Annotated in this window: 14 protein-coding genes; 5 read left to right on the top strand and 9 right to left on the bottom strand. The window is 69.4% G+C overall.

All coding sequences use genetic code 11. The features are described 5' to 3' along the window. The 7 genes from FHR95_RS06260 to FHR95_RS06230 are packed head-to-tail and all read right to left on the bottom strand — an operon-like array spanning window position 1 to window position 7948. Window positions 1–834 (bottom strand): FAD/NAD(P)-binding protein, encoded by an 834-nt coding sequence (locus FHR95_RS06260; protein ID WP_183313781.1) that lies wholly within the window; start codon window positions 832–834, stop codon window positions 1–3. Continuing rightward, complete coding sequence (locus FHR95_RS06255; RefSeq protein ID WP_183313780.1) at window positions 831–1997, bottom strand: 4Fe-4S dicluster domain-containing protein; 1167 nt, start codon at window positions 1995–1997, stop codon at window positions 831–833. The genes FHR95_RS06260 and FHR95_RS06255 overlap by 4 nt, the downstream gene beginning before the upstream one ends. 48 nt (window positions 1998–2045) lie before the next feature. After that, window positions 2046–3074: a hydrogenase expression/formation protein HypE gene (hypE, locus tag FHR95_RS06250; protein WP_221199242.1), complete on the bottom strand. Its 1029-nt coding sequence runs from the start codon at window positions 3072–3074 to the stop codon at window positions 2046–2048. After that, window positions 3075–6527: a carbamoyltransferase HypF gene (gene hypF, locus FHR95_RS06245; protein ID WP_221199241.1), complete on the bottom strand. Its 3453-nt coding sequence runs from the start codon at window positions 6525–6527 to the stop codon at window positions 3075–3077. A gap of 3 nt (window positions 6528–6530) precedes the next feature. Next, complete coding sequence (gene hypB, locus FHR95_RS06240) at window positions 6531–7319, bottom strand: hydrogenase nickel incorporation protein HypB (RefSeq protein WP_221199240.1); 789 nt, start codon at window positions 7317–7319, stop codon at window positions 6531–6533. 13 nt (window positions 7320–7332) lie between these two features. After that, window positions 7333–7698 (bottom strand): hydrogenase maturation nickel metallochaperone HypA/HybF, encoded by a 366-nt coding sequence (locus FHR95_RS06235; protein WP_183313778.1) that lies wholly within the window; start codon window positions 7696–7698, stop codon window positions 7333–7335. Next, a complete protein-coding gene (locus FHR95_RS06230; protein ID WP_183313777.1) occupies window positions 7691–7948 on the bottom strand; it encodes a HypC/HybG/HupF family hydrogenase formation chaperone in 258 nt (85 codons plus the stop codon). The genes FHR95_RS06235 and FHR95_RS06230 overlap by 8 nt, the downstream gene beginning before the upstream one ends. Before the next feature lie 292 nt (window positions 7949–8240). On the opposite strand from FHR95_RS06230, the gene dbpA reads away from it, so the two are divergent. The 3 genes from dbpA (at window position 8241) to ftsH (ending at window position 12605) form a co-directional block, all read left to right on the top strand. Then, window positions 8241–9635, top strand: coding sequence for an ATP-dependent RNA helicase DbpA (gene dbpA, locus FHR95_RS06225; RefSeq protein WP_343065190.1), 1395 nt, complete (start codon window positions 8241–8243; stop codon window positions 9633–9635). 65 nt (window positions 9636–9700) lie between these two features. After that, a complete protein-coding gene (locus FHR95_RS06220; protein WP_183313775.1) occupies window positions 9701–10603 on the top strand; it encodes a PA4780 family RIO1-like protein kinase in 903 nt (300 codons plus the stop codon). Window positions 10604–10679: 76 nt separating this feature from the next. Continuing rightward, entirely contained in the window at window positions 10680–12605 is a 1926-nt protein-coding gene (gene ftsH / locus FHR95_RS06215; protein WP_082042594.1) for an ATP-dependent zinc metalloprotease FtsH, read from the top strand. Between the two features lie 146 nt (window positions 12606–12751). Here the strand turns inward: ftsH and FHR95_RS06210 are convergent, their stop codons facing one another. Continuing rightward, window positions 12752–13645 carry a bile acid:sodium symporter family protein gene (locus FHR95_RS06210; RefSeq protein ID WP_040185316.1) on the bottom strand — a complete coding sequence of 298 codons (894 nt, stop codon included), beginning with the start codon at window positions 13643–13645 and terminating at the stop codon, window positions 12752–12754. Window positions 13646–13743: 98 nt separating this feature from the next. On the opposite strand from FHR95_RS06210, the gene menA reads away from it, so the two are divergent. Then, on the top strand, window positions 13744–14628 hold the full coding sequence (menA, locus tag FHR95_RS06205; RefSeq protein ID WP_183313774.1) for a 1,4-dihydroxy-2-naphthoate octaprenyltransferase: 885 nt from the start codon (window positions 13744–13746) through the stop codon (window positions 14626–14628). 8 nt (window positions 14629–14636) lie between these two features. Here menA and FHR95_RS06200 read toward each other — a convergent pair whose 3' ends face one another. After that, the gene (locus FHR95_RS06200) at window positions 14637–15362 is read right to left on the bottom strand and encodes a YebC/PmpR family DNA-binding transcriptional regulator (RefSeq protein WP_040185320.1); all 726 of its coding nucleotides are present in this window, start codon (window positions 15360–15362) and stop codon (window positions 14637–14639) included. Window positions 15363–15512: 150 nt separating this feature from the next. Here FHR95_RS06200 and FHR95_RS06195 point away from each other — a divergent pair, with 150 nt between their 5' ends. Next, entirely contained in the window at window positions 15513–16703 is a 1191-nt protein-coding gene (locus FHR95_RS06195; protein WP_183313773.1) for a M24 family metallopeptidase, read from the top strand. The last annotated feature ends 70 nt before the right edge of the window (window positions 16704–16773 follow it).

The raw sequence follows: 16773 nt of genomic DNA, 5'->3' as shown, positions 1-16773 counted from the left end.
TCAGACTCCCTTATGCGACAGGTAGGGCGCCAGTTCCCGACAGGTGAAGACCGGGCCGTCACGGCACACGAACTTGGGCCCCAGCTGGCAGCGGCCGCAGGAGCCGATGGCGCAGTGCATGTTGCGCTCCATGCTGAGCCAGATTCTCTCCTCCGACACTTCGCGCTCGCGCATCGCCTTGATCACCGCCCGCATCATGCCCTCGGGGCCGCAGATGAAGACCGAACAGCGCACCGGGTCGAAGTCGATGCGCTCGAAGAACTGGGTCACCGGGCCGGTATGCCAGGGCCAGAACGTATCGCCGGTGTCGGCGGTCAGGTAGACCTCGACATCCGGATGACGGCGCCAGGCGGCGTAGCGATCGCGCCAGATCAGGTCGTTGGAGTGCTTCACCCCCTGGATGATATGCATCCGGCCGTAGCGTCCGCGCCGGTGCAGCACATACTCGATCAGCGAGACGGACGGGGCGCAGCCCAGCCCCCCGGTGACGATCACCAGGTCGGTGCCCTCGGCCTCCTCCGTGGGCCAGCCGCGACCGTAGGGGCCGCGCAGGCCGAGCCGGTCACCGACCTCGAGCCGCCCCAGGTTGCGGGTGACAGAGCCGACCTTGCGGATGGTGTGATCGACCATCTCGCGCTCGTCGGGGTCGGAGACGATGGAGATCGGCACCTCGCCCATGCCCGGCAGGTAGAGCATGTTGAACTGGCCCATCGAGAAGCGGTAGGCGGCCTGCACCTCGGGGTCGGTGAAGCGCAGCTGCAGGCTGAACATGTCCTGGGTCTCGTCCCTGCGGCCGACGACCTCGGCTTCAAAGGGCACCAGCGCGCTGGTCATGATCGCTCCTCCCCGCCGGGCGCCTGGGAGGGCGCAATGTCGGGCGCCTTGGCCGGCGCGGTGTCGGGCGCCATAGACAGCGCCGCCAACTCCTCGGTCACGTCGATGCCCACCGGGCACCAGGCGATGCAGCGGCCGCAGCCCACGCAGCCGCTGCGGCCGTACTGTTCCACCCAGGTGCCGAACTTGTGGGTCAGCCACTGCCGATAGCGCTGGGGCCGCTCGGCGCGGATGACGGTGCCGTGGATGTAGCTGTGGTCGGGGTCGAAGCAGCTGCCCCACTGCCGGCCGTGCTCGGACGTCTTCCCGTCCAGCGAGAGCTCGTCGACGTGGGTCTGGCAGAAGCAGGTAGGGCAGACCGCGGTGCAGTTGCCGCAGGTCAGGCAGCGGTCGTTCAGGCTCTGCCAGTGCGGGTGGGCGACGGCCGCCTGCAGCATCTCCGGCAGCGAGGCATCGGGCAGGACGCGCGTCTGCTGGCGGGTGGCACGCTCGACCCCGGCCTCCACCTGCTCGAGCTGGTCATGGCTTGCCAAGGTCGTCTCCAGGGTGTCGAGGATGGCCTGGCCCTCTTGGGTATGGGCCTCCACCACGAAGCCGTCGTCGAGTTCCGAGAGCGCCAGGTCGAAGCCGTGCTGTGCCCGCGGGCCATCCCCGGTGGCGGTACAGAAGCAGGTGGCCGCGGAGCGCATGCAGTTGACGGCGACCATGAAGAGGTTCTGGCGTCGCTCGCGGTAGTGCGGGTCCGGGTGGGCGTCATGCAGGAAGTGGCGGTCATGGACCGCCAGCGCCGCGAGATCGCAGGCGCGTACGCCGATGACCGCCGTCGGCTGGGCCTCGGGGGGCTGCTCGCGAAACACCAGCCGGCCGTCGGGCTGGCGCTCGCTTCGCCAAAGGGTCTCGCGAGGGGCAAAGGTCAGCGGCTTGATCGCCTGGGGGCCCGTGGTCCAGTCGAAGACGCGTCCGGAATCGGTGCGCTCGAGCCGGTAGTGGCCGGGGGCCTGGTCATCGATGATCCCGACAGGCAGCTGCTCCGCCGTCGAGAGGGGCGCGAAGAGGATGGCATGATCGCGTACCCGGGGCCCGATGACCTCATAGCCCGCCTCCACCAGCCGGTCGAGGAGTGACTGGAGGCGCTCGCGGGCGAGAAAGTGCCGTACCTTCATGGTGCCGTGTCCCCTTCAACGATCGTCGGGTGGCCGGTGCCACCACGTTCAGCAGATGCGCGGCAGCGGGTCGTCCTCGAGCTCCTGTAGGAGGCGCTCGCCGCCCCACTCGTTGACCAGCAGCAGCCGGTCGTGGTGCGGGTCGAGCGTACCGATCCGCTGCGCCCCTCGTCCCTGCGGCAGCGCCTGCCAGCGGCGCAGGGCCTCATCGGCCTCGTCCTCGGCCACGATGGCGACCACCCGCCCCTCGCAGGCCAGATAGAGGGGGTCGTAGCCCAGCATGTCGCAGACGCTGCGCACGCTGCCGCGGATCGGCAGCTGCGGCTCCTCGAGCGTCACGCCAAGCCCCGTGGCCTGGATCACCTCGTGCAGCACCGTCGCCAGGCCGCCGCGGGTCGGGTCGCGCATGAAGCGCAGGCCCGGCATCGTCAGCAGCGCGCGGGTCAGGGGCAGCACGCTGGCGCTGTCGGAGGCCAGGTTGCCGCTCAGGCCGAATTCCTCGCGGGCCAGCATCACGGCGATGCCGTGGTCGCCCAGCGGCCCGCTGACCAGCACCGCATCCCCCGCACGAATGCCGCGGGTACCGAGGGTCAGCCCGGCGGGCCGCGTGCCGATCCCGGACACGCCGAAGTAGAGCCCGCCGCAGAGCCCGCGCGGGAGCACCTTGGTGTCGCCGGCCACCACCTGGACATCGCAGGCCCGGGCGGCCTCGGCCAGGCTGGCAACGATCCGCTCGAGCGCCTCGAGCGGCAGCCCCTCCTCCAGGAAGGCGTTGAGGCTCAGGTAGCGCGGGGTCGCCCCGCAGACGGCGAGGTCGTTGACGCTGCCGTGCACCGCCAGGCTGCCGATGTCGCCCCCGGCGAAGAACAGCGGCTGCACGGTGACCCCGTCGCTGGTGAAGACCAGCTCGTGGTCGTCGTCCGGGAAGGGGGGCAGGATGGCGGCATCGGCCAGCGGCGCCAGCCAGGGGTTGCCCAGCTGGCGGACGAACACCGCATCGATCAGCTGGCGCATGAGGCGTCCGCCGTTGCCGTGGGCCAGGGTGACGGTGGCCGTGTCGGGACCGGGCTGGGTCACTCACTCCTCCTCGTGCCGTGACAGTCGGGCCAGGCCCTCCATGACCTGGCCGACACTGATCGCGGCGTCGTTGCAGGGCAGCCGCTCGTGCAGCAGCACCCTGAAGCCGTCCTCCTCCAGGGCGGCCAGGGCCCCCTCGGTCAGTCGGCGATTCTGGAACACGCCGCCGGTCAGGCCGAGGGTCTCCACCCCGGTCGCCTCCCGAGCCGCCCCGGCCTGGCGGCACAGCACCCGCACCAGGGTGGCATGGAAGTCCGCGGCGCGCCGTTCCGGGGCGAGGCGTGTGTCATGGAGGTGACGGATCAGCGGGCGCCAGTCACAGCGTAGCACCCCGTCCGGGTCGCGTCGGTGGGGAAGCTCGAGCGGCTGGCCGTCGCCCTCGGCCAGCGCCTCGAGCCGCATGGCGGCCTGGGCCTCGTGGCTGACCCGGGGCATCGGGACGAGCAGGGCCGCGGCGGCATCGAACAGCCGGCCCACGGCGGAATAGGCGGGGGCGTTGAGGCGCCGCTCCCAGGCCGCTCGCAGCAGGGCTAGCGCCTCGCCGTTGCCCTCGGCGACCGGCCCCTCGAGGCCGCTCTGCCAGCCCAGGGTGGTGGCCAGGCGCCAGGGTTCCCGGATGGCCGCCTCCCCGCCGGGCAGGGCAAAGGGCGCGAACGACGCATGGTGTTGCCAGTGGCCGGGGCAGCCGAGCAGGGCCTCGCCACCCCACAGGGTACCGTCCGGGCCCAGCCCGGTGCCGTCCCAGGTGAACACCAGCGTCGGTTCCCGGAAGCGACCGTGCTCCCCGCACAGGGCGGCGGCATGGGCGTGGTGGTGGGCGACCTCCCGGCACGCCAGGCCGCTGTCGCGGGCCCAGCGGGTGCTGTGGTAGCCACGGTGGGCATCATGCAGGACGAGCTCGGGGCGCACGCCATACAGCCCGGCCAGGGTCTCGATCTGCCGCGCGAAGGCCTGCTGGGTGCGCAGCGCCGACAGCTCGCCGATGTGCGGCGACAGCACCAGCCGCGTCTCCCAGGCCAGGCAGACCGTGCTCTTCTGCTGGGCACCCACGGCGAGCACGGCCCGGGGCAGGCGCCAGGGCAGCTCGAGCTCGAGGGGGCTGCTGCCCCGCCCGAGGCGCAGCGGGCGCGCCCTGCCGGCGATGGGCCGCCGGACGCCGTCATCCACCGGGTGCAGGATGGGGCGGTCATGGTGCAGGAAGGCATCGGCCACCCGGCCCAGGCGCTGCTCCGCCATGGCCCGGTCGGCGATAATCGGCTCGCCGGCGACATTGGCCGAGGTGGCGACCAGCGGGCGCGCCAGGACCTCCAGCAGCAGGTGGTGCAGGGGCGCATAGGGCAGCAGTACGCCGACCTCGTCGAGCCCGGGGGCGAGGCCCGCCTCGAGCCCGTGGTCGGCCCGCAGCGGGAACAGCACCACCGGCCGCTCGTCGGCGAGCAGGGCCTCGGCGGCTGCCGGGTCCAGCCGGGCATGCCGGCGCACGACCTCGAGGCCATCCTCGCCCTGCCACGGGACCATTACCGCGAACGGCTTGTGCGGCCGATGCTTGCGCTCGCGCAGGGTCGCCAGCGCCGCCGGGTTGCCGGCATCGGCCATCAGATGGTAGCCACCGACCCCCTTCACGGCGACGATCCGGCCATCGGCCAGCGCCGCGATGGCAGCCGCCAGCGCCTGCTCGGGATCCGTGAGCGTCCGGTTGCCCTCCACGCCCCCCTCTACAAACGTCAGCCGGGGCCCGCACTGCGGGCAGCCGATCGACTGGGCATGGAAGCGCCGATTCTGCGGATCCTCGTATTCCCGCCGGCACTCGCGGCAGAGCGGAAAGGCCTTGAGGCTGGTGCGTGCCCGATCGTAGGGCAGTCGTTCGATCACGCTGTAGCGCGGGCCGCACTGGTCGCAGTGGGTGAAGGGGTAGCCGTGGTGGCGGTCCTGCGGGTCGTGCATCTCCGCCAGGCAGGCCGGGCACACCGGGGTGTCCAGTGGCAGGTGGATCGCGCCGCCCGGGTCGCCGTCGCTCTGCCGGATCACGAACGTTCCGGGGGAGGAAGACGGGACCTGTTCTGCATTGATCGTCTCGCGACGGGCGATGCGCGGGCGCGCCAGCCGCGGGGCATCAACGAGCAGGGCCCGCTCGAAGGCGTCCAGCCGATCGGCGCTTCCCTGGGCCTCGATCACCACCTTGCCGCCGCTGTTGCGCACCTGGCCCGCGAGCTCCAGCCGGCTGGCCAGCCGCTGGACGAAGGGCCGGAACCCCACGCCCTGGACCACGCCGGCCAGCACCCAGCGTCGTGCCTCCTGGTTGGGGGCGCTCTCGATCGGGGTGACGGCGATCCGCCCGGCGGGCGCGTCCTGCGTCTGCCGAACGCCGTGGCTCCACCAGATCCGGCAGGCGCCCTCCTCGGAGACCATGCAGGGGCCCACCGGGCTCTCGGGCCGGCAGGCGCTGCCGTAGAGCCGGCACTGCGGTGGCCGGATCCGGCCCAGCACCACCTCGGCGCAGTCGCAGCCGGGCGGCATCTCGCCGCGCCGTGCGTAGGCGGCCTCGAACACCTCGGGGAAGTGTCGGCGGGCATCGCGCTCGGCCAGGGTCGGCGTGCAGCCGTAGCCGGAGTCGGGCAGGGGGCCGATGCCGCGCCACTCGGCGTCGGTGATCTCGAACAGCGCGCCCATCAGCGCCTGTGCCCGACGGTTGCCGGCGGCGGTGACGCACTGCGGGTAGGCGTTGTCGAGCCGCGGGGTGCGGTCGAGCGCCTGTCGGAGTACCGCATGCAGGCCCGCCAGGATCAGGCCGGGAGTGAAGCCGGCCACGGCAGTGGGCAGCCCGTGCGCCTCGGGCACGAAGCGCCACTGCTCGGCGCCCATGATGGTGGCCACATGCCCCGGGGCGATCAGCGCATCGAAGCCCGGCGTGCCGTCCGCGAGCAGGTGGGCGATGGCTGGCCAGGTCTGGCGGGCGCTGAGCAGCAGCAGCAGATTGTCCGGCAGGTCCGTGCGGGAGAAGAGGGCGGCGATCGGTGCCGTCGTCGTCTCGAAGCCGGCGGCGAAGAAGACCACTCGCTTTCCGGGATGCTGGCGGGCCAGCGTCAGCACCTCGCCCGGGGAGGCGACCGGGACCACCCGGCCGCCGAGGGCGCGGGCGGCCTGCAGAGAGCGCGGCTCCCGCCGGGGGGCATTGCAGGGCACGCGCACCATGTCGCCGAAGGTGGCGACGATGACGTCGTCCGCGAGGCTCAGGGCCACCGCGGCATGGATGTCCTCCTCGGGGCAGACACAGACGGGGCAACCCGGCCCGGGGATCAGTTCCAGGTAGTCGGGCAGCACCTTGCGCAGGCCGGCATGGGTGATGGTGCGCTCGTGGCCGCCGCAGACATTCATTATCCGCAGGCAACCCGATGCCGGCCGGGGCAGGGCGCGGATCCGGTCCAGCCACTCGCCGGGCGTGGGAAGCGCCATGGCTCAGACTAGACCCTGGGGGCGAGTCAGCAGGCACGCCTCCTCGGCGGGAGGCACCGGGTGAAAGGCCGGTCGGCGCTGCTCGGCCAGGCCCGCCTCGAGCCATTCCAGCCAGGCGTCGAGCGGCCCCGACTTGCTGCTCAGCGCCATCACCGGGGCGGCAGAGGCGAGCCGGTGCATGTGCGCCGCCACGGCGTCGACGTCGAAGTCGTCGAGGACCGGCAGCAGGTCGGTCTTGGTGACCAGCACCAGGTCGCTTGCGCGGAACATGACCGGGTACTTGAGCGGCTTGTCGTCGCCCTCCGGGGTCGAGAGCAGGGTGACGTTGGCATGCTGGCCGAGGTCGAAGCTCGCGGGGCAGACCAGGTTGCCGACGTTCTCGATGAACAGGAGGTCCAGGGCGTCCAGCGGCAGCGCATGGGCCGCACGATGCACCATGGCGGCATCCAGGTGGCAGGCGCTGCCGGTGGTGATCTGGACCGCGGGCACGCCCCGGGCGCGGATGCGCCGGGCGTCGTTCTCGGTGTCCAGGTCGCCCTCGATCACCGCCAGGCGGTAGCGGGCACCCAGCGCCTCGATGGTGGCCTCCAGCAGGCGGGTCTTGCCGGCGCCGGGGGAGGACATCAGGTTGACGACCAGCAGCCCGGCGCGGTCGAAGTGCTCGCGGTTATGGCGCGCAACCTCGTCGTTATGGGCCTTCAGGCCCTCGAGGACCTCCACGGTATGGACGTCGTGCTCGTTCGAGGCGTGCTGCAGGTGGTCGGGAAGGGCGCAGCCGCAGGTCTGGCACACGATGAGGCTCCTGTTATCCGGTGGGAGGGAGAGGGGCGTCGGCGAGGTCGACGCTGACCAGCAGGAGCTCATCGCCGCCGGTCAGCCGGGTCTGCCAGTGCCCGCAGCGCGGGCAGCTCAGATCGTTGACGCTGGCCTCGGCCTCCTGCCGACAGAGGGGGCAGTGCACCCTGACCGGACAGCGGGTCATCTCCAGCCGTGCCCCCTCGGCGAGGGTATGGCGGCTGGCCAGCGGAAAGGCCTCGCGCATCAGCGCGGCCTCGACCCCGGATAGCGGCCCGATGCGCAGACAGACACGGCGGATGCGCAGCGCACCGTGCTCGGCGGCGACCCGGCCGGCCTGACGGATCAGCGAGCGGCACAGGCTCAGCTCATGCATGGCCGTGGGCTCCCTTGTCATCCGGGTCGCCAGTGTTGTCCATCTCGTCGATCAGCTGCCAGGTCGCCAGGGCCTCCTCGGGGTCCAGTCGCTGCAGGGCGTAGCCGACATGCACGATCACGAAGTCGCCCACGGCGAGGGCCTGGTCCTGCACCAGCATCAGGTCGATGTCGCGCTCGATGCCGCGGGAGGCCGCGCGCGCCGTGTCGCCGTCGAGGCGGGTGATCTGCATGGGAATCGCCAGGCACATGATGGGCGTCGGGCCTCCTCGGCGGGTGGCGTGAGGGTCGCGGATGAGATGGCTCCCTGACTCTGACTATAGGAGATGGGTGCCGTTAAGACATGGTGCTGCTCGCAAGCGGGACCGCCGCCCGCGGTAAGGCGTTCATCGAATGTCACGACGGCGCCAGCAAGCCGGGTGATGCACACCACTTTCTGCTATCCTGCCGGTCTCCGATCATCGCTCCCACGGCCCCGACCCCATGGCGCCTGCTCTCCTCGCGTCCGTTGCGGTGCCCGCTTTCCCTTGCAGGTCTATTCACGTGTCTGATTCTTCTCCCGATTTCGCCACGCTGTCGCTGGCGCCGGAACTGCTGTCCAACCTCGATTCGCTGGGCTATCACGCCATGACGCCGATCCAGGCCGAGAGCCTGCCGCCCATGCTCGCGGGGCGCGACGTGATCGCCCGGGCGAAGACCGGCTCGGGCAAGACCGCCGCCTTCGGCCTGGCGCTGCTGTCGCGGCTGTCGGTGGCGGACTTCCGGGTGCAGGGGCTGGTGCTCTGCCCGACCCGCGAACTGGCGGACCAGGTGGCCGGCGAGATCCGCCGCCTGGCGCGCAGCCTGCCCAATGTCAAGGTGCTGACCCTGTGTGGCGGGGCCCCGCTGGGGCCGCAGCTGGCATCGCTGGAGCATGGTGCGCACATCGTCGTCGGCACCCCGGGGCGGGTGGAGGAGCACCTGCGCAAGGGCTCGCTGGCCCTGGGGGCGCTCGAGACCCTGGTACTGGACGAGGCCGACCGCATGCTCGACATGGGCTTCCAGGCGGCCATGGAGGCGATCATCGCCGCGACCCCGGCGGACCGCCAGATGCTGCTGTTCAGCGCCACCTATGCCGAGGGCATCCGACCCATCGCCGAGCGGCTGATGCGCAAGCCGGTGAACGTGGAGGTGGCCGAGCCCCATGACGCCACCACGATCCGCCAGCACTTCTACCGGGTGGCGGACGAGTCGGCCCGCTTCGAGGCGCTGCGCCGCCTGCTGCTGCACTTTCGGCCCGCCTCCAGCGTGGTGTTCTGCAATACCAAGCGCGAGACCGATGAGGTCGCCGAGGCCCTGAACGACGCGGGCTTCAGTGCCCTGGCGCTGCATGGTGACCTGGAGCAGCGCGACCGCGACCGCCTGCTGGTGCTGTTCGCCAACGGCAGCGCCTCGATCCTGGTGGCCACCGACGTGGCCGCCCGCGGACTCGACATCGACGCCCTGGATGCGGTGTTCAACTACCGCATCGCCCGCGAGCTCGAGGTGCATGTCCACCGTGTCGGGCGCACCGGCCGGGCCGGCGGCTCCGGAACCGCCTGTACCCTGCTCACCGAGCAGGAGGACTACCGGCTGGCGCGGCTCGCCGAGCTGCTCGGCGAGGCCCTGGAGACCGAGCCGCTGCCCGCCCGCGCGGTGCTGGAGCGCGCACCCTTCACGCCGGCCATGGCGACGCTGCAACTCGGTGGCGGCAAGAAGCAGAAGCTGAGGCCCGGCGACATCCTCGGTGCCCTGACCGGCGAAGGGGGAATCGCCGCGGATCAGGTGGGCAAGATCAAGGTGCTCGCCAACAGCGCCTACGTGGCCGTGCGGCGCGACGCCGCTGCGGCGGCCCTCGACCAGCTGGCCAACGGCAGGCTCAAGGGGCGCACCTTTCGCGCCCGTCGCATCAGCCGCTGACCGCAAGCCAAACGAGACACGCCCGCGGGATACCCAGCCGCCGGGTTCTATGCCAACGTGGTGACATGAAGATACCCAAGAGATTGCAACCGCTGGTCGACGATGGCCTGATCGACGCGGTCGAGAGCCAGCTGATGAGCGGCAAGGAAGCCCAGGTGTATGTGGTGCGCTCGCATGGCGAGCGGCGCTGTGCCAAGGTCTTCAAGGAGGCCAAACAGCGCAGCTTCAAGCAGGCCGTGCAGTACCAGGAGGGACGCAAGGAGCGCAACAGTCGCCGCTCCCGGGCGATGGCCAAGAAGACTCGCTACGGTCAGAAGGAGCAGGAGCAGGCCTGGCTCAACGCCGAGGTCGATGCCCTCTACCGGCTGGCGGCCGCGGATGTGCGGGTGCCCAGGCCCCATGGCTTCGTCGACGGCGTACTGTTGATGGAGATGATCACCGATGCCGAGGGCCTGACCGCGCCGCGGCTGGACGACGTGACCCTGACGGCCGACGAGGCCCGGGCCCATTACGCCAAGGTGATCGATGACGTCGTGCGCATGCTGTGTGCCGGCCTGATCCATGGCGATCTCTCCGAGTTCAACGTGCTGCTCGCCGCGGATGGCCCGGTGATCATCGACCTGCCCCAGGCGGTGGATGCCGCCGGCAACAACAGCGCCGAGAGGATGTTCGAGCGTGACGTCGACAACATGCGCCGCTACTTCGGCCGCTTCGCCCCGGAGCTGCTGGCCACCGATTACGGCAAGGAGATCTGGGCGCTCTACGAGACCGGCGAACTGCACCCGGACAGCCAGCTGACCGGTTGCTTCGAACACGACACCCGCGAAGTGGACGTGGACGAGCTGATGACCGTGATCGACGATGTGCGCGAGGAGGAGGCCGAGCGGCGTGCCGCGCGCTCCCGAGACCCCGAGCCGGGCGTGGAGGAGGCCGCAGAGGCCTGGCGTGAGACTCACGGCGAGCGCTGAGAGCCCCCGGCTGAGCTTGTAATCTCGCCTCTGGATCGGCATGTTGAACCGATTTGAGATCAACGCTGAGTGCACCATGTCCCGATCCGACAACGACTCCTCCTCCGACAAGCAGCGCAACAGGCCCAAGCGTTCGCCGCTCTGGTACCCCGAAGAGACGCAGCCCTCGCGCCGGCAGTGGCTGCTCTTCGTGTGGATCGCCCTGGCCATCGTGCTGCTGTTCCACTACCTCGATTCGGCGCAGCGTCACCAGCAGGTCGAACTCACCTACAGTGAATTCCTGACCGCCGTGGACCAGGGACATATCGACTCGGTCACGCTGCGCGGTCAGGCGGTGGAAGGCAGCTTCAGCGACTCGGGACGTCAGGCGCGAGAACTCGGAGAAACCGAGGAAGGCTTCGAGGCCACGCGTCCGGAGGTCGAGGGTGAACGCCTGCTTGAGCGTCTCGAGGCGAACGGGGTGCGCATCGACGCCGAACCCATTGATCCTCCCTGGTGGCAGCGCGTGCTTGTCGGCGCTCTGCCCTGGATTCTCATCCTGGGCCTGCTGTTCTGGTTCTGGAATCGGATGCAGCAGCGCGCCATGTCGGGCGGCGGAATGTTCAACATGGGCAAGTCCAGCGCCCGTCAGGTGAGTAGCGAAGAGAGCGAGGTCCGCCTGGACGATGTGGCCGGCTCGGAAAATGCCAAACGCGAAGTCATCGAAGTCATCGATTTCCTCAAGGAGCCGGCGCGCTTCCAGGCGCTGGGGGCCAAGATTCCTCGCGGCATCCTGATGATGGGGCCGCCGGGCACGGGCAAGACGCTGATGGCCAAGGCGGTGGCGGGCGAGGCCGACGTGCCGTTCTTCAGCATCAGCGGCTCGGAGTTCATCGAGATGTTCGTGGGCGTCGGGGCGTCGCGCGTCCGCGACCTCTTCAAGAAGGCCAAAGAGCAGGCCCCGGCGGTGGTGTTCATCGACGAGCTGGATTCCATCGGTCGCTCGCGGGGCGCCGGCATGGGGGGTGGTCACGATGAGCGTGAGCAGACCCTCAACCAGATCCTCTCCGAAATGGACGGCTTCCAGGCCGATGAAGCGGTTGTCGTCCTGGCCGCTACCAATCGCCCAGACGTGCTCGATTCGGCGCTGTTGCGCCCCGGACGCTTCGACCGCAAGGTCACCCTTGAGAATCCGCATCGCGAGGCGCGTCGGGATATCCTGCGCGTGCACACGCGTGACATGCCATTAGCCGACGATGTCGATCTCGAGCGGCTGGCCGAGATCACCATCGGTTTCTCGGGGGCCGACCTGGCCAACCTGGCCAATGAAGCCGCGCTTCAGGCCGGCCGCAACGAGCAGAAGGCAGTGGACTGGGCGTGTTTCTCGGCGGCGCGCGACCGCCTGCTGCTGGGTGAGGCCAAGGATGTTGGCCTCTCTGACAATGAGCGCCATATCGTGGCCTACCATGAGTCGGGCCATGCGCTGCTCGCCTACCTGCTGCCCAAGGCCGATCCCCTCGAAAAGGTCACGGTGCTGCCGCGCGGGCGTGCCCTGGGGGTGACCGCCCAGGTGCCCGATGAGGAGCGCTATAACCAGGGGGAAGCCTATCTGCGCGACCGCCTCACCGTGATGTTCGGTGGCCGTCTGGCGGAATCCATTGTCTTCGGGGAGGTCTCGAGCGGCGCCGAGAATGATCTGGAACAGGCCACGCAGCTGGCGCGTCGAATGGTGGGACGCTGGGGAATGAGCGAACGCATCGGGCCGGTGATGTTCGCCCAGAGCCGGGAGCACGTGTTCCTGGGCAAGGAGCTTGCCGAATCCCGCGAACACAGCGAGGCCATGGCCGGCCTGGTCGACGAAGAGATACAACGGTTGCTGACCGACCTCGAGGCCCGCGGCCGCGAGCTTCTCGAGGAGCATCGAAGCGATCTGGATGCGCTGGCCTCGGCGCTAGAGGAGCATGAAACCCTGGAGGCCGAGGCGGTCCGTGAGCTTCTCGGCAATCCATCCGGCCAGCCGTGACCTCCTCGGGCCAGGGTCGCGGGCGTGTTCGCGACGCTTCCGGTGCCTGACTCGACTACGCGGTAGGCGAGTGGCGCCCGACGGGCCCGAAGCGTGGCGGTCAGTAGTTCGGCTGACGATGGTTGTGGCGCGATTTGGCATCATGCTCAGCGCCCCTGCGTGACCGCGGGTACCGGGTGGCGATCGCGCCACAGGCAGGCGAACATCCACACGAATACTGGCACGTTCATCAGCAGGCCGTAGAGTAGCGGCACCAGGCCAATGGCCGGCTGCTGCAGCAACACGAACGCTACCATCATCGCCACGCCGGCGTTCTGCACGCCCACCTCCACGGTAATGGCGCGCGCACTGGCATGAGGCAGCCGCAACCGTCGGGCGACCCCGTGTCCCAGCAGCATGCTCAGCAGGCAGAGGAGCAGCACGGAGAGCGTCTCGATGCTTATCAGGGCCGGCAGTCGTTCGACGTGGCTGATGAAAAGCGCCACCACAATCGAGACCATCGCCACTCCCGTGAACCCTTTTACGCCGGGCAGTATACGTTCGTGCCAGGTGGCCGGCAGGGCCCGGCGCAGCAGCATGCCGGCCAGCACCGGCAGTAGGGTGACCAGTAGCAGCTGACCGACGGTGTGCCAGTAGGGTAGCGCGATACCGCCGGTGGTGAGGCCCAGCAGCTCGAGGTTCCAGCCCATGACAAGCGGTAGGGTGAAGGGAGCCAGCACGGCGGCGATGGCGGTCAGGGTGACCGACAGGGCCAGGTCGCCCTGAACCAGGTAGCTGAACATGTTGGAGGTAGCCCCGCCCGGCACCAGAGCCACCAACAGCAGACCGGCTGCTGCCAGCGGCGGAAGGGGAAGCAGCACAACCAGCCCCCAGGCGAGCAGCGGCAGCGCCAGCAGCTGCAGGGCGGTACCGAGCATCACCCGCCGCGGGTGACGCCAGGTGCGAGCGAAGTCGGCTCCGACCAGGCTGAGGCCCATGGCCATCATTACGCTGGCCAGCACCCAGGGAAGTACGACCTGCGATAGCCACTCTGCTGACATCCTGCCTCCTTGCGGGAAACGCCGACACGCCACAGAGTATGCCCGATGCCAGGCTTGCCGACGACCGGCCAGCAGCCTGCCGCCAAGGATGGAAAGGGATGAACGATGCCGTCGACCGAATCACTATCTGGGTACAGACGCTGCGCCCGCGAACCCTGCCGGCGGCGGTCGGGCCGGTGCTGCTTGGCCAGATGCTGGTAGTGCCGGGCCACTTCAGCTGGCTGACCGCCGTGCTCTGCCTGCTCTGTGCGCTCGCGCTGCAGCTGGCGGTGAACCTGGCCAATGACCTCTTCGATGGCCTCTCCGGAGTCGATCAGCCCGACCGCCTGGGCCCCACTCGCGCCTTGCAGGCGGGCTGGCTCAGCGCCACTGAGCTGCGCGCTGGCCTCGCCGTGACCCTGGGGATTGCCGTGGTAACGGGGCTCTGGCTGGTGCTTTTCGGTCACTGGCTGCTGTGGGCGCTGGGTGGCCTGGCCGTGTTCGGCGTGCTCGGCTATAGCGGCGGGCGGCGCCCCTACGCCAACCGGGGGTTGGGGGAGGTGGCGGTGTGGCTCTTCTTCGGCCCGGTGGCGGTGCTCGGCAGCTTGCTGGCCCAGCAGAGCCCGATTACCCGCGAGGCGGTGGCGGCCGGCATCCTGGTGGGCATGCCGGTGGCCGCCATCCTGGTGGTCAACAACCTGCGCGATCGCCATACCGATGCCCGGGCCGGCAAGTTGACCCTGGCGGTGCGCCTGGGGACGGTGGCGACGCGTCGGCTTTTCGCACTCCTGACACTGGGGCCATTGGCGGTCACCGCGCCGGTGGCGCTGCCAAGCTGGGCCTGGGGAACCTGGGGATTGACCGGCCTGGCGGCGCTAGGGCTGATATGCGAGATGCAGCGCCGCGATGGCGCGGCGCTCAATGCGCTGTTGGGTCTGACGGCGCTCTATTCGCTGGCCCTGGCCCTGTGGCTCTGGCTGCGTCTGGTGGTGGCCGCCGGCTGAGCGAGACGCTACGAATCGGGCAGCTCGGCACTGTGGAAGACGTTCTGCACGTCGTCGAGGTCGTTGAGGGTATCGAGCAGCTTCTCGAACATCGCCACGTCGTCACCCTCGACCGGGGTCACGGTCTGGGGCACGAACTGGATCTCGTCGATCTCGAAGTCGAGTTCGCCAAAGGCGTCGAGCAGCGCCTGCTTGGCCTTGGCATACTCGGTATGGGGGGCGAAGACGGTGATATGGCCCTCTTCGCTTTCGATGTCGGTGACGTCGACATCGGCCTCCATCAGCGCCTCGAGAGTGGCGTCCTCGTCATCGCCGGGGAAGGCCAGAATGGCGCAGTGGTCGAACATGTGGCTGACGCTGCCCGGAGTGCCGAGCTTGCTCTTGGCCTTGTTGAAGCAGGCGCGCACGTCGCCGAAGGTGCGGTTGGGATTGTCGGTCAGGCACTCGACGATGACCATGCAGTTGCCCGGCCCGAAGCCCTCATAGCGGGCCGCGGAGAAGTCCTCGCCGCCCACGCCTGACGCCTTGTCCAGAGCCTTGTCGATCACGTGACTGGGCACCTGGTCCTTCTTGGCACGCTCGATCAGCCCGCGCAGGCTCAGGTTGCCGGCGGGGTCGGTGCCGCCCTGCTTGGCGACCACGTAGATCTCGCGGCCGTACTTGCTGTACACCTTGGTCTTGGCGGCGGCCGTCTTGGCCATGGATTCCTTGCGGTTCTGGAAGGCCCTGCCCATTGCATTGTCCTGTGGCATCGAAACTCGAGGCTGGATTCTACGAAACCGGGGCGGAGGCGAACAGGGATATTTTGCCGCCATTCCCGGAAGCCCCGACCTTTGCGATGACTACACTGCCAGGGTGTCTCATTCATCCCGGAGCGTCATTCGATGGATCATCATGTCTACCGCCATGCGCTGGCCGACCGCCTCGCCGAGAGTGAATTGCCCTTTGCCGTCGAGGAGTTCGCGGCGCGCCGGCGTCGCGTGCGACAGGCGATGCAGGCCGCCGAGCTCGATGCACTGCTGCTGACTGACCCTGCCGATATCTTCTACCTGACCGGCTACCACACCTTCGAGGTCTCGGTGACCACCTGCCTGGTCGTCTCGGCGGACCGGCTGGTGCTGCAGGTGCCGTCCATCGAGACCGGGCCAGCCGTGGTCACCGCCACGGTGGACGAGATCCTGGGCTACCGTTGGGAAAGCATCGATGAGGTGATTTCACCGCTGGCCGAGATCCTGGCGCCCTTTCATGCCATCGGCCTCGACCTCTTCGGGGCCGGCCTGCGTTTCGGGGTCATCCGCGAGTTGCAGGCACGCCTCGGCAGTGAACGCTTTCGCAACGACGGCGGTGAACTGCTCGACCGTATCCGTATCGTCAAGACGCCGGCGGAGCTCGACTGCCTGCGCGAGAGCGCGCGGATCACCGCGGCCGGCCTGCGGGCAGCGATCGAGGTGATTGCCCCCGGAGTCACCGACAACGACGTCGCGGCGGAAGGCAGCCGGGCGCTATTGGCGGCCGGCAGCGAGTTCATGAGCCTGCAGCCGATCGTCACTACCGGTCGACGGATCAGCGTCATCCACGTCAATCACAAGCGCCACGCGATCGCCGCGGACGAACCGGTATTTCTGGAGTTCGGCTCGGCGTTTCACCGCTATACCGCGCCGATGATGCGCACTGCCGTGGCCGGGCGGGCCAGTGCCGAGATGCAGACCCTGCGCGATGTATGCCGCGAGATGTTCGAGGCACTGACCGCTGCGATGCGCCCCGGCCACAGCTTCGATGAGGCCGCGCGGGCCGCCGAGGCGGTATTGGCCCCTCATGCCGAACGGGTGTTCTTCTCGGGGGTGTTCGGCTATGCGGTGGGGGCCCAGTTTCCGCCCAGCTGGGTCGAGGGCACCGGCTACATCGCCCGCGGCCAGCATCGCGAGTTCGAGGCTGACATGGTCTTCCACCTGCCGCTCTGCCTGCGCCTGCCGGGGCAATGGGGCATCGGCTTGAGCGACACTGTGCGGGTCACCCCCGAGGGCGGGCAGCCGCTGACCGACAACGACTGGCAGCTGGCCGAGCGCCTCGGCTGAAGCCATGACCACGAGCAGAGCATGATGCCGCCGTTCAACAGGGCTTTCGCTGCTTGGTCTCCTGCTACAG

The organism is Halomonas fontilapidosi (assembly GCF_014192285.1).
GTDB lineage: Bacteria > Pseudomonadota > Gammaproteobacteria > Pseudomonadales > Halomonadaceae > Halomonas > Halomonas fontilapidosi.
Note: the sequence above shows the minus strand (reverse complement) of the source record. Positions and strands in the feature narration are given on the sequence as shown.

Excerpts from the sequence above, each read along its gene's own strand:
- FHR95_RS06260 (WP_183313781.1), bottom strand. The coding sequence starts at position 834 with ATGACCAGCGCGCTGGTGCCCTTTGAAGCCGAGGTCGTCGGCCGCAGG.
- FHR95_RS06255 (WP_183313780.1), bottom strand. The coding sequence starts at position 1,997 with ATGAAGGTACGGCACTTTCTCGCCCGCGAGCGCCTCCAGTCACTCCTC.
- hypF (WP_221199241.1), bottom strand. The coding sequence starts at position 6,527 with ATGGCGCTTCCCACGCCCGGCGAGTGGCTGGACCGGATCCGCGCCCTG.
- FHR95_RS06235 (WP_183313778.1), bottom strand. The coding sequence starts at position 7,698 with ATGCATGAGCTGAGCCTGTGCCGCTCGCTGATCCGTCAGGCCGGCCGG.
- FHR95_RS06230 (WP_183313777.1), bottom strand. The coding sequence starts at position 7,948 with ATGTGCCTGGCGATTCCCATGCAGATCACCCGCCTCGACGGCGACACG.
- FHR95_RS06220 (WP_183313775.1), top strand. The coding sequence starts at position 9,701 with ATGAAGATACCCAAGAGATTGCAACCGCTGGTCGACGATGGCCTGATC.
- ftsH (WP_082042594.1), top strand. The coding sequence starts at position 10,680 with ATGTCCCGATCCGACAACGACTCCTCCTCCGACAAGCAGCGCAACAGG.
- FHR95_RS06210 (WP_040185316.1), bottom strand. The coding sequence starts at position 13,645 with ATGTCAGCAGAGTGGCTATCGCAGGTCGTACTTCCCTGGGTGCTGGCC.
- menA (WP_183313774.1), top strand. The coding sequence starts at position 13,744 with ATGAACGATGCCGTCGACCGAATCACTATCTGGGTACAGACGCTGCGC.
- FHR95_RS06200 (WP_040185320.1), bottom strand. The coding sequence starts at position 15,362 with ATGGGCAGGGCCTTCCAGAACCGCAAGGAATCCATGGCCAAGACGGCC.
- FHR95_RS06195 (WP_183313773.1), top strand. The coding sequence starts at position 15,513 with ATGGATCATCATGTCTACCGCCATGCGCTGGCCGACCGCCTCGCCGAG.